This window comes from Emergencia sp. 1XD21-10, assembly GCF_009936045.1.
Classification (GTDB): domain Bacteria; phylum Bacillota; class Clostridia; order Peptostreptococcales; family Anaerovoracaceae; genus Senimuribacter; species Senimuribacter intestinalis.
This window is the reverse complement of the sequence record NZ_QWEQ01000018.1, coordinates 45,492-59,058: the sequence shown is the minus strand read 5'-3', so window position 1 is coordinate 59,058 and position 13,567 is coordinate 45,492. Positions and strand designations below refer to the sequence as shown.

General features: G+C 44.4%; 15 protein-coding genes and 1 riboswitch. All 15 genes read left to right on the top strand.

What is annotated here, in order from left to right; genetic code table 11:
• The first annotated feature begins 9 nt into the window (after nucleotides 1-9).
• The 15 genes from D1151_RS11700 to D1151_RS11630 all read left to right on the top strand — a co-directional run bounded on the left by D1151_RS11700 (nucleotide 10) and on the right by D1151_RS11630 (nucleotide 13,522).
• Nucleotides 10-1,125, top strand: a complete 1,116-nt coding sequence (locus D1151_RS11700; protein WP_160200557.1) for a CDP-glycerol glycerophosphotransferase family protein — start codon at nucleotides 10-12, stop codon at nucleotides 1,123-1,125.
• A gap of 15 nt (nucleotides 1,126-1,140) precedes the next feature.
• Nucleotides 1,141-2,388 (top strand): CDP-glycerol glycerophosphotransferase family protein, encoded by a 1,248-nt coding sequence (locus D1151_RS11695; protein WP_160200556.1) that lies wholly within the window; start codon nucleotides 1,141-1,143, stop codon nucleotides 2,386-2,388.
• 14 nt (nucleotides 2,389-2,402) lie between these two features.
• On the top strand, nucleotides 2,403-2,795 hold the full coding sequence (gene tagD / locus D1151_RS11690; RefSeq protein WP_160200555.1) for a glycerol-3-phosphate cytidylyltransferase: 393 nt from the start codon (nucleotides 2,403-2,405) through the stop codon (nucleotides 2,793-2,795).
• Nucleotides 2,796-3,096: 301 nt separating this feature from the next.
• Nucleotides 3,097-3,957: an alanine-tRNA synthetase second additional domain-containing protein gene (locus D1151_RS11685; RefSeq protein ID WP_243150974.1), complete on the top strand. Its 861-nt coding sequence runs from the start codon at nucleotides 3,097-3,099 to the stop codon at nucleotides 3,955-3,957.
• 14 nt (nucleotides 3,958-3,971) lie between these two features.
• Nucleotides 3,972-4,811 (top strand): fumarate hydratase, encoded by an 840-nt coding sequence (locus D1151_RS11680; RefSeq protein WP_160200553.1) that lies wholly within the window; start codon nucleotides 3,972-3,974, stop codon nucleotides 4,809-4,811.
• A gap of 18 nt (nucleotides 4,812-4,829) precedes the next feature.
• Complete coding sequence (locus tag D1151_RS11675; protein ID WP_160200552.1) at nucleotides 4,830-5,387, top strand: Fe-S-containing hydro-lyase; 558 nt, start codon at nucleotides 4,830-4,832, stop codon at nucleotides 5,385-5,387.
• Nucleotides 5,388-5,389: 2 nt separating this feature from the next.
• The gene (locus D1151_RS11670) at nucleotides 5,390-6,379 is read left to right on the top strand and encodes a GntR family transcriptional regulator (protein ID WP_161909004.1); all 990 of its coding nucleotides are present in this window, start codon (nucleotides 5,390-5,392) and stop codon (nucleotides 6,377-6,379) included.
• 496 nt (nucleotides 6,380-6,875) lie between these two features.
• Nucleotides 6,876-7,487 carry a TetR/AcrR family transcriptional regulator gene (locus tag D1151_RS11665; protein ID WP_160200550.1) on the top strand — a complete coding sequence of 204 codons (612 nt, stop codon included), beginning with the start codon at nucleotides 6,876-6,878 and terminating at the stop codon, nucleotides 7,485-7,487.
• A 4-nt stretch (nucleotides 7,488-7,491) separates the two neighbouring features.
• Nucleotides 7,492-8,373 (top strand): ABC transporter ATP-binding protein, encoded by an 882-nt coding sequence (locus D1151_RS11660; RefSeq protein WP_161909003.1) that lies wholly within the window; start codon nucleotides 7,492-7,494, stop codon nucleotides 8,371-8,373.
• Nucleotides 8,370-9,155, top strand: coding sequence for an ABC transporter permease subunit (locus D1151_RS11655; protein ID WP_161909002.1), 786 nt, complete (start codon nucleotides 8,370-8,372; stop codon nucleotides 9,153-9,155). Before D1151_RS11660 ends, D1151_RS11655 begins: the two co-directional genes overlap by 4 nt.
• Nucleotides 9,142-9,334: riboswitch (cobalamin riboswitch) on the top strand. It overlaps the preceding gene by 14 nt.
• Before the next feature lie 133 nt (nucleotides 9,335-9,467).
• Nucleotides 9,468-10,838, top strand: a complete 1,371-nt coding sequence (locus D1151_RS11650; RefSeq protein WP_330588332.1) for a radical SAM protein — start codon at nucleotides 9,468-9,470, stop codon at nucleotides 10,836-10,838.
• A gap of 132 nt (nucleotides 10,839-10,970) precedes the next feature.
• Nucleotides 10,971-11,570 (top strand): TetR/AcrR family transcriptional regulator, encoded by a 600-nt coding sequence (locus D1151_RS11645; RefSeq protein ID WP_160200547.1) that lies wholly within the window; start codon nucleotides 10,971-10,973, stop codon nucleotides 11,568-11,570.
• 23 nt (nucleotides 11,571-11,593) lie between these two features.
• Nucleotides 11,594-12,712, top strand: a complete 1,119-nt coding sequence (locus D1151_RS11640; protein WP_160200546.1) for an aldo/keto reductase — start codon at nucleotides 11,594-11,596, stop codon at nucleotides 12,710-12,712.
• A 110-nt stretch (nucleotides 12,713-12,822) separates the two neighbouring features.
• Nucleotides 12,823-13,158 carry a nucleotidyltransferase family protein gene (locus tag D1151_RS11635; protein WP_160200545.1) on the top strand — a complete coding sequence of 112 codons (336 nt, stop codon included), beginning with the start codon at nucleotides 12,823-12,825 and terminating at the stop codon, nucleotides 13,156-13,158.
• On the top strand, nucleotides 13,151-13,522 hold the full coding sequence (locus D1151_RS11630) for a HEPN domain-containing protein (protein WP_161909001.1): 372 nt from the start codon (nucleotides 13,151-13,153) through the stop codon (nucleotides 13,520-13,522). The genes D1151_RS11635 and D1151_RS11630 overlap by 8 nt, the downstream gene beginning before the upstream one ends.
• Nucleotides 13,523-13,567: the final 45 nt, after the last annotated feature.

The window sequence follows — 13,567 nt, the reverse complement described above, 5'->3', positions numbered from 1 at the left end:
GAGAAATTGATGTCTGAATTTCTCATATATGGGGCAACAGCAGTTCTGCGTTTTATCAATTTGTTTTTCAGGCCTTTTAGGCTGAAAAACAAAGTTGCTATTATCAGCCGTCAGTCAGATGAGTCTACACTGGATATAAAGCTTCTGACAGACTGTCTGCGTCAACAGAACATAGAAACCGTTGTGCTTACAAAAACATTGAAAAAATCTGCAGCCGGAGCAGTCAGCTATGGTCTGGAACTAATGAAACAGATGTATCATCTAGCATCAGCTAAAGTGGTTATTCTTGATGGCTACTGTATTTTGGTGTCGGTACTGCCCAAAAAGAGGGGTCAGAAGGTAGTTCAGATGTGGCACGCCCTTGGTGCAATTAAGAAATTCGGCTGGCAGAATGTTGAAAGTCCTGATGGTCACAGCAAAGCCGTTGCAGAGGCTATGAGAATGCACAGAAATTATGATTACATTCTTGCACCTGGCAAAATTACAGGAAAATATTTTGCAGAGGCTTTCAGAACATCGGAAATAAATTTGGTTTATTACGGCCTTCCAAGAATTGACTTTATCAGAAGAAAGGATACAGTGGCAAGAGAAAGGCTGGAAGTAGATTATCCTGCAGTCAGAGAAAAACAAAGCGTGCTTTATGTGCCGACTTTCCGTAAAAATTCGGAGCTCGAGCTGGAGAAACTGATTTCCCAATTCGATTTTAACACCTTTAATTTGGTTTTGAAAAAGCATTTTCTGGATCAGGGAGATTACAGCTGGGCAGAGGAAAGAGGTGTCATTGTGGATCAGAAGTATTCGTCTATGGAATGGCTTAGAATTTGCGATAAGGTAATCACTGACTATTCGGCGATAGCTTTTGAAGCTGCGATCCTTGACCGTGATTTATATATTTATCAGCCGGATCTTGAAAAATATGATAAAAATGTAGGTCTTAATGTAGATCTCAGTCAAGAGGCAATTGGAGAATATGTCTGCATATCAGAAAAACAGCTGGCGGATAAACTCCGTAATCCTTATAACGGGGGTGCCGTTGCGGAGTTTCGGGAAAAGTATATTGAAGTTGGTCTGGACGACTGCACAGAGAAATTGTGTGGATTCATTGAAACACTGCTTACTGAATAGGAGGCTCTTTTGAAGATGATACCTACATTAAAAAAAATAGCAAAAAAATCAACTGTTTTGCGGATTCTGATGAGGAGCACTCTTTACGGAATACGGGGAATTATTTATCGATTCAGAGGAATCGGCACCGCAGCTGACGAAAAAATGATAATTTTTGGCGCATACAATGGTAAAAGTTACGCCTGCAGTCCAAAGGCTGTTTATGAGTACTTAATTAAGGATTCTCGTTTTTCTGACTTTCGATTTATCTGGCTTTTTGAAAATCCGGAGGACTATCTGTGGCTGGGACAAAATCCTAATACTGAAGTTGTAAAAAATCCGAGTGCAGAATGTGAGAAATATCTGCACCGAGCAGGATATTGGATTTTTAACTTCCGCGCGCTGGATCACTGGCTGCCGTCAAAGAAGCAGGTATATGTACAGTGCTGGCATGGAACACCTCTGAAACGGCTGGGCTATGATATTACTGTTTCAGATAATGCAATGAATTCGGTCAGAGAAATCCGCAGCAAGTATAAAACAGATACGAAACGACTGGATTATCTGTTGTCACCATGTCAATTTGTCACAGAAAAATTTAGTTCTGCATGGAATCTTAAAGAGTTTGGAAAAGAGGAAGCGATTCTTAAAATCGGCTATCCCAGAAATGATTTTTTGAATACATTCACTGGCGATGATGTGCAGGCAATAAAAGAGAGATTGGGTCTTTCCGGATGCGACAAAAAGATTATACTCTATGCGCCCACCTGGAGGGATAATCAGCACGATGCACAGGCGGGGTATGTGTACGAAAATCCGGTAGATTTCGACTATTTAAAAAAACAGCTGGAAGAAGAATATATCGTTTTGTTCAGAGCGCATTATCTGGTTGCGGATTATTTCGATTTTCATGCATATGAGGGCTTTATCTATAATGTCTCTTCCTATGATGATATCAATGATTTATATATTGCTGCAGATCTTCTTGTTACGGATTATTCCAGCGTATTCTTTGACTATGCTATACTGGGACGGCCTATGCTGTTTTATATGTATGATATGGAGGAATACCGTGATGAAATAAGAGGGTTTTATCTTGAGACATCTGATTTGCCGGGGCCAATTGTAAAGACAGAGAAGCAGCTTGCGGACGCAATTCATGCAATAGATTTTGATAAGCACGATTCTACAGTGAAACAATTTAATCAGGAGTATAATCTTTTAAACGACGGAAAAGCATCTGCACGTTTGGCGGATATCCTCCTAAGGAAGAGTACAAGTTAAGTAAGGGAGAAAATATGAGAAGAGTAATTACCTACGGTACATTTGATTTGCTCCATTATGGGCATATTAATCTGCTTCGCAGAGCTAAGGAGTATGGAGACTATTTGATTGTGGCTCTTTCTACCGACGAGTTTAATTGGAATGAAAAGCAGAAGAAGTGCTATTTTAGCTATGAGCGGAGAAAGCAGCTTTTGGAAGCAATCCGTTATGTGGATCTTGTCATTCCGGAAACCAGTTGGGAGCAAAAACGCTCGGATATCCATGAATATCATGTGGACACATTTGTTATTGGAGATGATTGGGAAGGAAAATTTGATTTCCTTAAGGAAGAGGGTGCAGAAGTTGTTTATCTGGAAAGGACACCAGATATATCCACAACCAGCATCAAACAGGATATTAAAGGTTAAAAGGTATTATAGAGGGTTGAATTACAGGACATAGAGCAGCGGCAGATGAAGGCCGCTGTTTTAGTATCCGTCTTATATGCGTCTGTATAAATCAGAATCTATTGCAAAGCAAATATTTCAGCAAAATTGCACCAAAATTGTATCTGATACAAAAAAGTAGATGTATCATAAAAAATGTGATACAATGATGACAATGAATACGTAAAGAAAGTAGGTTGGAAAAATGCCGAAACAAAGAAATTATATGGTCAATTCTCCTCATTTATATAGCGTGTTTTTTGCACCCCGAGGAAACAGGCGTATGCTGGAGCTGGGGATGCAGATTGCGCAGCAGTATTTGGATCCGGAAGATAAACTCATTGGAATTATCGGTGAGGCAGGCGCCGGAAAGAGCATGCTGATTAAGGGCATGTTTCCGGGTCTGGACCTCTGCAACGATGACAGCGGCGTCAATGTAAGACCACTGCCAATTTTAGATGTAGACGAAGACGAAGGGTTTTATGCACCCCATACTTATCACATGGATGTGCGCTTTGAGTCTGCATTTACACAAATGCACGAACTGGCAGAAGCGACCGAAAAAGCCATCAAGAAGGGACGCAGAGTTATCATCGAGCACTTTGAACTACTGTTTCCTTTCCTGAAAACCAACGCACAGCTTTTAATCGGTGTAGGGGAGCAGATTATCATTACCAGACCGAACTTATTTGGACCGCTTCCTCAGGATATTGCGGAGACTGTGCACAAGTCCGTTCGTTATCGTAAGATGGCGCATACCGCAGAAGACCTTGTGGAGCACTGCATGCCCCAGGAACTTTTCCAGAAGTGCTATCATGGAGATATCAAGAGGGGCTTTTCTTTGGGATTTAAGGAAAAACCGGATATCGACATCGATGCGCTGAAAAATGCAGTCAACGAATACATCGCGCAGGATCTTTCCGTCAGCTTTTTTGACGAGGATCACGTGAAAATCGGCGAGCTGGTACACCCTTGCACGGGCCCTAGAATCCACGTCCGTTCTACCGGTGAGATTGAAAACTTCCGCCTGCTGAAAGAAATCTTTTATGACTCCATGCAGGAGATGTATCTGATTATCGGTCTTGTAGGCGAGCGCTGGGATGTTGAAACCGGCGATTTGAACAGAATTAAGCTGCACATTTAAGGAAGGAACATATCATGAGAGAAATCAAAGCAGAACAGATTACACAGACGGTCAGAGACCTTTGTATCGAGGCAAACTGCCATCTGCCGGAGGATATCAAAGGTGCTATTGCAGGATGCAAAGCCTGTGAGCCTTTTGACATTGCAAAAAATATTTTAGATAAAATCGAAGAGAACTATCAGATTGCAGATATAGACGAAGTGCCAATCTGTCAGGATACCGGTCTTGCATGCGTTTTTCTTGAGATTGGGCAGGAGGTGCACATTGACGGAAATTTGAAGGACGCTGTAGACGAAGGCGTGCGCCAGGGATATACGGAAGGCTTTCTGCGCAAATCCTGCGTCAAGGATCCCATCGATAGAGTCAATACAGGAGACAATACGCCGGCGGTGATTTACTATGACATCGTGCCAGGCAACGCCTTAAAAATTACCGTTGCGCCAAAGGGCTTTGGCAGTGAAAACATGAGCCAGATTAAGATGTTGAAACCCTCTGACGGTCTTGCCGGTGTAAAAGAATTTATTCTGAAGGTGGTAGAGGATGCAGGACCTAATCCATGTCCGCCTATCGTGGTGGGCGTAGGCATTGGCGGCACCTTTGACAAAGCGGCATTTCTTGCGAAGAAAGCACTTATGCGTCCGGCAGATGAGAGAAATGCAAATCCGTTCTATGAAGACCTTGAAAAAGAAATGCTGGAGAAAATCAACGCACTTGGTATTGGACCGCAGGGCTTTGGCGGAAAAACCACGGCGCTTGCAGTCAACATCGAGACCTTGCCAACCCATATTGCAGGGCTTCCGTGCGCAGTCAATATCAACTGCCATGTAACCAGACATAAGAGTGCAGTATTATAGAAGGAGAGGCGGAAAGATATGGAGAAGAAAATTACGATGCCGCTGACGGCAGATAAGACAAAAGACCTGCGCGCAGGAGATAATGTACTGATTAGTGGCGTGATTTATACGGGAAGAGATGCTGCGCACAAGCGGCTTTGCGAACTTTTGGCAGAGGGAAAGGCGCTTCCCATTGATGTGAAGGACAGCATTATTTACTATGTAGGACCTGCACCGGCAAAACCGGGCCAGGTAATCGGTTCTGCGGGACCAACGACCAGCTACCGTATGGACGCATATGCACCGGCGCTTTTGGATTTGGGCCTTAAGGGCATGATTGGAAAAGGCAAGCGTTCGCCAGAGGTAATCGAGGCCATGAAACGAAACGGTGCGGTATACTTTGGCGCCATCGGCGGTGCTGGAGCGCTCCTTGCCAAGTGCATCAAAAAAGCGGAAGTAGTCTGCTATGAAGATTTGGGCGCAGAGGCGGTGCGCCGTTTGGAAGTGGAAAACCTTCCGGCAGTTGTGATCATCGATAGTCAGGGAAATAATCTGTATGAAGATGGCAGGAAAGCATATCTTGCCGTGGAGAAATAGCTATGTTTGTGGATTTTAAACTGGACACGGCAGGTCAAAAGCCGATTTACAAGCAAATTGCGGAGCGAATTTCCGATGCAATTAAAGACGGGAAGCTGGCTGCGGGGTTTAAATTGCCAACGGTGCGGGATCTTTCCGGAGAAATCGGCGTAGCGTGCGGCACCATTAAGCACGCTTATGAATATCTGGAGGAGCAGGGCTTTGTCGAGATGGTACAGGGCAGCGGTTCTTTTGTCATAGATCAGAAAGAGGATTTTGCCAGCCGTAAAGAAAAAGCCATGATAGCAATCGACCAACTCTTCACCAGACTGGAAAGTCTGGGGTTTACGCCGAGAGAAATGGAAATCTATCTAGATCTGAAGCTGAGGGGGCTTGCGGAAAAATACGATGTGGTGAAGGTTGCTTTGGTGGACTGTAATCCTGAGACGCTACAGATGATTGAGGGGCAGCTTTCCCAGATTGGCTATGCTGAGACGGCAGCCTTTGATCTTGATAGAATCGAGGAAGCGGCGGAAAGTCTCAATGCGGATTACGATTTGATTTTAACTACGTCCACCCATTTTACAGAGGTGGAATCCTACCTAAGAAGCAATAAACCGCTTGCGATGGTTGCCATGACGCCGTCGGTGCATACCATTGTCCGTCTGGCTAAAATTGGAGATACGCAGAAGGTGGGCATTTTCTGCGCCAGCGACGCATTCGCGGGTGTAGTCAGAAATAACTGCCAGGGGCTGGGCAGCTGGAGTGAAGGGATGGCGACGCAGCTTGCGGGGTTCTTTGGAAAAGAGGAACAGTTCTTTGCTGAGAACGATGTAGTCATCGTGCCGGAAGGCTATGAAACCTTTATCGCGTCTAAGGAAAAGCAGTTTTTGCGCAGCTTTTGCGAGCGGGGCGGGGAACTGGTTTCCTATAGTTATAAGGTGGACAAGGGGTCTTTTCTCCACGTGGTAGATCAGATTAAACGGGTGATGAACAAGAAGCGGAGCATGTGATTGCGTTATCTGTGATATTTAATCGCAGGGTCAGAAGAATGTATTGCGGGAGATACGCGTTTTCAGATTGCGGTTGTGCAGATGATGCGATAAAAATTGTTTCTACACAACTTTTTGTTGGTTCGGTTGTGCAGGGAAAGCTTGAAAAAAGTAATTTGCACAACTTTTACGAAAATCGTGGCGTTTAATATTATGTATGTTGTGCAAAGCAAGATAAAAATGACTCGTTTTGCACAACTTTTTTGATGAAAAAAATGTTTTTTCGCGTTACGGAGCGCAAAAGTTGTGCAAGAGGCAGCGTGGGCAGTAGGATTTGCACAACCAGCAGGAGTGGAAGTTGTGCAAATTAGTGATGAAGTGGCGACATATGCACAATCATATGCAAAACCTGCCGTAGGAAAATACCAGGAAACTGGATAGAAGGAATTGCACCCTTCTCAAAATCGGTCAACGGCTTTATAATAGAATAAAATCGGTCGGGAATGAAGGAGACGCTATGAACGAAAAGTTTTTTTCTCTGCCGGAAGAAAAGCAGCAGGCAATCATCAATGCTGGCTACAAAGTTTTTTCGCAGAATACCTATCATAACAGTCCTATGCGTGAAATCGCAGAGGCAGCGGGAATCAGCAAATCGCTGCTGTTCCACTATTTTCACAACAAGAAGGAATTATATCTGTTTTTGTGGGATACTTGTGCAAAGAAGACCATTGCTTATTTGACCGAATGCGAATGCTACAGCCAGCAGGGGCTGTTTGAGAGCATGGAACGGGGCATGCGGGCAAAAATGGAACTGATCAGTCAGTATCCGGACATGGCGAATTTTACCATCAAAGCATTTTACGAAAAGGACCCGGAAATCTGCGCAGCTGTTTCTGAAAGCTATCACCGGTATTTTAACCTGAAAGCGGATCGCGCCCGTATCAACTTTGATCCGGCGCAGTTTGTGCCGGGACTGGATATTCCCATGATGTACAGGGAGATGTACTGGGCGTCGGAAGGATATCTGTGGGAGATGGTGCAGCGAGGACCTGTGAATACCGCAGAAATGGAAAAGGATTTTACCAGACTGATCGCATTTTGGAAAAGTATTTATCTTCGGAAGGAGTGACGAGATGGATGCAATCAAGTTAGAAAATTTGACTAAATATTATGGAAAAAACCGGGGAATCTCCGGCGTCAGTCTGACCGTTTCCGAAGGAGAATTCTTTGGATTCATCGGTCCCAACGGCGCAGGGAAATCTACGACAATCCGCACGATGATGGGGCTCATAAAAAAGACCGGAGGAGACGCCTGGGTGAGCGGACTTGCTGCTTGCGAAGAAAGAGAGCAGATTCTTGCCAGGACTGGATATCTTCCGTCGGAAGCAATTTTTTATCGCGGAATGCGGGTGAAAGATATCTTGAAGCTGTCTGCGGACTTGCGAAAAAAGGACTGCAGAAAGGAAGCTGTGCGGCTTTGTGAAAGATTACAACTTTCTGAGAAACGAAAAGTGGAGGAACTCTCTTTTGGTAACAGGAAAAAAGTCGCCATTGTCTGCGCGCTGCAGCATCAGCCGGAAATTTTAATTCTGGACGAACCGACCAGCGGTCTTGACCCACTGATGCAGAAAGAATTTTTTGAAATCCTTCGGGAGCGCAATGCAGATGGAACGACTATTTTTTTGTCCAGTCATATTTTGTCAGAGGTGCAGCGAAACTGCAGCCGTGCCGCAATCATTCGTGAAGGGAAGATCATTGCCTGCGATCGTGTAGAGGCGCTTTCTCGCACCAGCGCCAGGCGTGTTGCGGTTTGCGGCAGCGTAAATCTTGACGGACTTTGCGGAATTCGTGACCGGAAAGAGATTGCGGGGCAGACCAGCTTTCTTTACAGCGGCGATATGAACAAGTTGCTGAGAAGGCTTGCGGATGGACAGATTACGGATCTCGCCGTATCTGAGCCGGATTTGGAAGAGGTATTTCTTCACTATTATGAAAAGGATGGTGAGGCGCTGTGATATTGGTTAGACATGAGTTGAGACAGGGACGCGTTTCGTTTTTGATTTGGACTGCTGCCATTTCTTTTCTTCTGGCAGTTTGCATCTTCCTCTTTCCGGAGATGAAAGGACAGATGGAGAGTGTTGGCGATGTGTTTGCTTCCATGGGCTCTTTTTCCGACGCTTTTGGAATGGACCGTCTGAACTTCGGCATGCTGACCGGATTTTATGCTATTGAATGTGGGAATGTGCTGGGGCTTGGCGGCGCATTCTATGCCTGTCTGTGCGCGGCTGGCATTTTGAGCAAGGAAGAAAAAGATGGAACGGCTGAATTCCTGCTGACCCATCCGATTAGCCGCAGGCGGGTCGTGACGGAAAAACTCCTTGCGGTATTGGTGCAGGTGACGGCGATGAATCTGCTGGTTTATGGGATTTCTGTGTGCGCTATAGCGGCGGTAGGTGAAGCGATTCCCTGGAGGGAAATCAATTTGCTGCATCTTGCGTATTATCTGCTGCAACTGGAGCTGGCGGGGATTTGCTTCGGGATTTCTGCTTTCACACGTAAAGGCAGCGTGGGCGCCGGACTTGGCATCGCTTTTATGATGTATTTTCTGAATCTCATTGCCAACATTGCGGAAGCGGCGGCGTTTTTAAAATATGTGACGCCTTTCGCCTACTGCGAAGGAGCGGATATCGTGACAGCGGGCAGTCTCGATGGGACACTGGTCGCAATCGGGATGGTAATTGGGCTGCTTGGGATTGGAGCCGGCTATTTGCGGTATGTAAAAAAAGATATTTATTAAATCATGTTCTCCCGATTGGATTGGGCGCTAAGATGGAAGCAGGTGAGAATCCTGCACGGTACCGCCACTGTAAGGGAGAGTTCTTGTTCGAGGGTTTTAGACTAGCCCCTGGAAACGGGAAGGTGAGTAAGAACGATGCCCTCTGAGTTAGGAGACATGCAGAAAATACGGGCTGCACCATTTTGGTGCAGCTTTTGATTAGTCAAATCCAGGAAATTGTCTAGTTCTAATTTTTGAAAAGTGCAGTATAATATGTTACGAAAAAAAGGAAATATATCTTCATAGAGACGAATAAACTGGAGGTGGAATATTTTGGTAAAGGATGTAAAACATATCATGGAAAGAAAAGCCTTCGAAAAAGGCTTGGAGTCGATTATCAACAAGGGACAGGAAAAGGATTTGACCGAAGTTATGCTTCCTATGATTAATATGCTGGAGAAAATTTTAGGAGACGCATGGGAAGGTTCTTCCTATGAACTTTTGAGAAAGCTGGCAAAAGACCCGAATAGCAAGTGGACCCATTATACACAAAATATTTTGCGCAATGTGGATCCGCATATTTTGAAGACCTTTGCTTTAAATGCCGGATATGAGTCTGGTTTTCGTGGTTACAAGACTTCTCTGAAAATGTCTGAAAGATACCAGTGCAATATTCCATGGATTATTCTGATGGACCCTACAACAGCGTGCAATATGCACTGTACCGGTTGTTGGGCTGCGGAATATGGCGATAAAATGAACCTTTCTTTTGAGGATATGGATAGAATTATCACAGAAGGTAAAGAATTGGGTATTCACGCTTTTCTGTTCACCGGCGGCGAACCGCTGATTAAGAAAAAGGAAATTATCCGTCTGTGCGAAAAACACAGCGATTGTGCATTTCATGCGTTTACCAACGGTACACTGATTGATGAAGCATTCTGTGACGACCTTCTTCGAGTAGGTAATTTCTTTGTATCGGTTAGCATTGAGGGTTTTGAAGAAAGCAACGACGGGAGAAGAGGAGAAGGCCATTTCCAGAAAGCCTTGGCGGCGATGGATTTGATGCATGAAAAGAGAATTCCTTTCGGTGTGTCGATTTGCTATACGAGCAAGAACTATTTGACTGTAACCAGTGATGAATTCCTGGATATGCTTATCGATAAAGGCTGTGTTTTTGCATGGTATTTCCATTATATGCCGGTGGGTGTCAATGCGAGTACAGAACTGCTTTTGACACCGGAACAGAGAGTTTATATGCACGATAAAATCAGGGAAATCCGCGGTATTACAGGTGGTAAAGAGATATTTGCGATTGACTTTCAAAACGATGGAGAGTTTGTACATGGCTGCATTGCGGCAGGGGAAAGGTATTGCCATATCAATGCCAACGGAGACGTGGAACCTTGTGTATTTATTCACTACTCCGGCGCTAATATCAAAGAAAAGTCACTTCTTGATTGTTTGCGTCAGCCGCTATTTCTTGCATATCGTGATGGACAGCCGTTTAATGACAATCATCTGCGGCCTTGCCCTATGCTGGAAAACCCAGGAATTCTGCAGGAATTAGTAAAGAAGACCGGAGCAAAATCTACGGATTTAGAAGCGCCGGAATCCTGTGAGCATCTTTGTGGAAAGTGCACAGAATATGCAAAGAACTGGGCGCCGGTGGCAGATAAACTGTGGGAGCAGGATAGGAAATAAACATATGCTGCAAGAGATAAGCTGCGCTGTTTGATGAGGAAATATCAAGCAGTGCAGTTTTTTTATAATTGACTATAAGTCATTGACTGATAGTCAATTATACAGTATAATAAAGAAAAAGGAGGCACGCTTATGACGAGCAGACAGATTGCTGCCCTTGCAACAAAGAAAAAACTGCTGGATGCAGGCAGCAAAATTATCGCAGAGAAAGGACTTTCTCAGGCGACAGTTGACGAGATCACTGCACTGGCAGGTGTTTCGAAGGGCACCTTTTATACTTATTTTAAGAAGAAAGAGGATATTGTATTTGCGCTTGGATATGGTGCTTTCAGCGAGGTTTTGGATAAGGCCATGAGCCTGCAGGATACTTTCATAGAAAAAATCATCTATTATATGGTGCATTTTTCGGCATGTATTGAAGACAGCGGATATAAGCTTTCTCAGGAGTGGATCAGAAGTTTGTCTGATATTTCTTCTTCGGAGGAGACAGGTCCCCGTGGAAAGCTCAAGTTTGATCTGGATTCGATCAGCCGATTGATTCAGGCAGGGGTAGAAGAAGGAAATCTGGCAAAAGATACGCCGGCAGAAGTTTTAACCCATACTTTGGCGGATATACTTTACGGGCAGATGTTCTGCTGGAGTGTAAGTGACGGCAGCTACAGTCTGAGAGCGCGCACAGAAGAATTTTGCGAGACCTGTCTGCCAGAGATTTTCAAAGCGTACGCACTTTAATTCAACAAAAAGGAGGAAATGTGATGAATGACCTTGGGAAAGACATTAAGAAGCTGGGATTCGGATTGATGAGACTGCCGCAGAAGGACGGCGTCATCGATGTAGAGGAAACCAGTAAAATGGTCGATTTGTTTATGGAAGCGGGATTTACATATTTTGATACAGCCTGGGCTTATGCTGGTTCGGAAGATGCGATTCGCAAGGCGCTGGTTGAAAGATATCCACGGGAAAGCTTTCAGCTAGCCACAAAGAATGCAGCATGGATTAATTGCAAGACCAAGGAAGAAGCCTATGAACAGTTTGAGGTTTCTTTGAAACAGACAGGCGCAGGATATTTCGATTTTTATTTGCTGCACAATTTGGGAGAGGGCAGAAGCCGTTATTTCGACGAGTATGATATGTGGAACTGGGTGCAGGAAAAGAAAAAGGCGGGACTGATTAAGCATGTCGGATTTTCTTTTCATTCTACCCCGGAGGAACTGGAAGAAATTCTGACAGCCCATCCGGAGATGGAGTTTGTGCAGCTGCAGATTAACTATGCGGATTGGGAAAATCCGACTGTACAGTCCAGAGGCTGTTACGAAGTGGCAAAAAAACACGGCAAGCCGGTTATCGTTATGGAACCAGTAAAAGGGGGCATGTTGGCAACACCGCCGGAATCTGTCGTTAAGATTTTTAAAGAAGCAGAACCGGATTCATCGGTTGCTTCGTGGGCAGTTCGCTTTGCGGCTGATTTAGACGGGGTGATGACAGTACTTTCCGGCATGAGCAATGTAGCGCAGATGGAAGATAATCTGTCCTACATGAGGGAATTTACAGGACTTACTGCAGAGCAGAGAGAAACGCTGAAAAATGCGCAGGAGGAACTGGCGAGGATACCGATGATTCCGTGTACTGTCTGTAATTATTGCGCAAAGGTCTGCCCGATACAGATTGGCATCTCCGGATCCTTTACTGCCATGAACTACCTGACCCTTTATCGGGACAAAGCCATGGCGCAGCATCAGGAAAGCTGGCTGGTTTCCGGTCACGGTCTGAAACAGGCGAAGGAATGTATCGGTTGCGGTAAATGTGAGGAAGCATGTCCGCAGCACATCGCAATTAGAGAAGAGTTGAAAAAGGTAACGGAAGAGTTGTTATAAGAATTAAAGCAGCTGTAGGTAAAAGATGCCTGCAGCTCTTTATAATTTTGTATGGATTTTCTATAATGGAAATAGTATAATAGGGATAAATAAGCAAGGAGGTGGTGCAAGTGAGAATCCTGGAACTGAATCATATTTTAGAAGAGCTTCGCAGCGCACTGTGCCATATTTTTGGGAACAAACTAAATCATATTTGGCTTTATGGTTCTTATGCTAGAGGGGATAATGATGAAGAGTCAGATTTGGATATTCTGGCACTTGTGGATCTTTCAAAAAATGAGCTGGCGGCTTACAGGAGAGAAGTCAGTGACTTGTCTTCGGAACTTGACTTGCAGTATGGCGTACTGCTTTCGATTAAGCTGCAGGATACAGAAACCTTTCATCGCTATTCTGATTCTTTGCCTTTTTTTCAGAATGTAATAAAGGAGGGAATCAGTATTGTATAGTGAGGAGCAAAAGGACTTATGCTTATACAGATTGTCAAAGGCTGAACGGTATTTGACTGACGCTAGGCGAACTCTGGAAATGGGGATGTATGATACTGCAGCAAATCGTTCTTATTATGTAATTTTTCATGCAGCACGTGCAGTACTTGCTTTAGATGGGTTGGATTTCCGCAAACATTCAGGAGTGATTTCCAATTTTCAAATGAGATATATAAAGACGGGTGTATTTGAAAAGCAGCTCTCTAATATTATTAAGAGCGCATTTTCTTTAAGAACAGAGAGTGATTATGAGGATTTCTTTGTGATTGAAAAGGAAGATGTAAAGCGTCAGGTAGACGAGGCGGAAGTTTTTTTCATGCAATAGAGGCATATATAAAGTCACAAAATTTATAGTGAAATGACTATGACG

Coding starts and splice junctions, on each gene's coding strand:
- D1151_RS11685 (WP_243150974.1), top strand. CDS start 3,097: ATGCTGGAGCTGGGGATGCAGATTGCGCAGCAGTATTTGGATCCGGAA.
- D1151_RS11640 (WP_160200546.1), top strand. CDS start 11,594: ATGAATGACCTTGGGAAAGACATTAAGAAGCTGGGATTCGGATTGATG.
- D1151_RS11645 (WP_160200547.1), top strand. CDS start 10,971: ATGACGAGCAGACAGATTGCTGCCCTTGCAACAAAGAAAAAACTGCTG.
- tagD (WP_160200555.1), top strand. CDS start 2,403: ATGAGAAGAGTAATTACCTACGGTACATTTGATTTGCTCCATTATGGG.
- D1151_RS11660 (WP_161909003.1), top strand. CDS start 7,492: ATGGATGCAATCAAGTTAGAAAATTTGACTAAATATTATGGAAAAAAC.
- D1151_RS11675 (WP_160200552.1), top strand. CDS start 4,830: ATGGAGAAGAAAATTACGATGCCGCTGACGGCAGATAAGACAAAAGAC.
- D1151_RS11700 (WP_160200557.1), top strand. CDS start 10: ATGTCTGAATTTCTCATATATGGGGCAACAGCAGTTCTGCGTTTTATC.
- D1151_RS11680 (WP_160200553.1), top strand. CDS start 3,972: ATGAGAGAAATCAAAGCAGAACAGATTACACAGACGGTCAGAGACCTT.
- D1151_RS11695 (WP_160200556.1), top strand. CDS start 1,141: ATGATACCTACATTAAAAAAAATAGCAAAAAAATCAACTGTTTTGCGG.
- D1151_RS11670 (WP_161909004.1), top strand. CDS start 5,390: ATGTTTGTGGATTTTAAACTGGACACGGCAGGTCAAAAGCCGATTTAC.
- D1151_RS11665 (WP_160200550.1), top strand. CDS start 6,876: ATGAACGAAAAGTTTTTTTCTCTGCCGGAAGAAAAGCAGCAGGCAATC.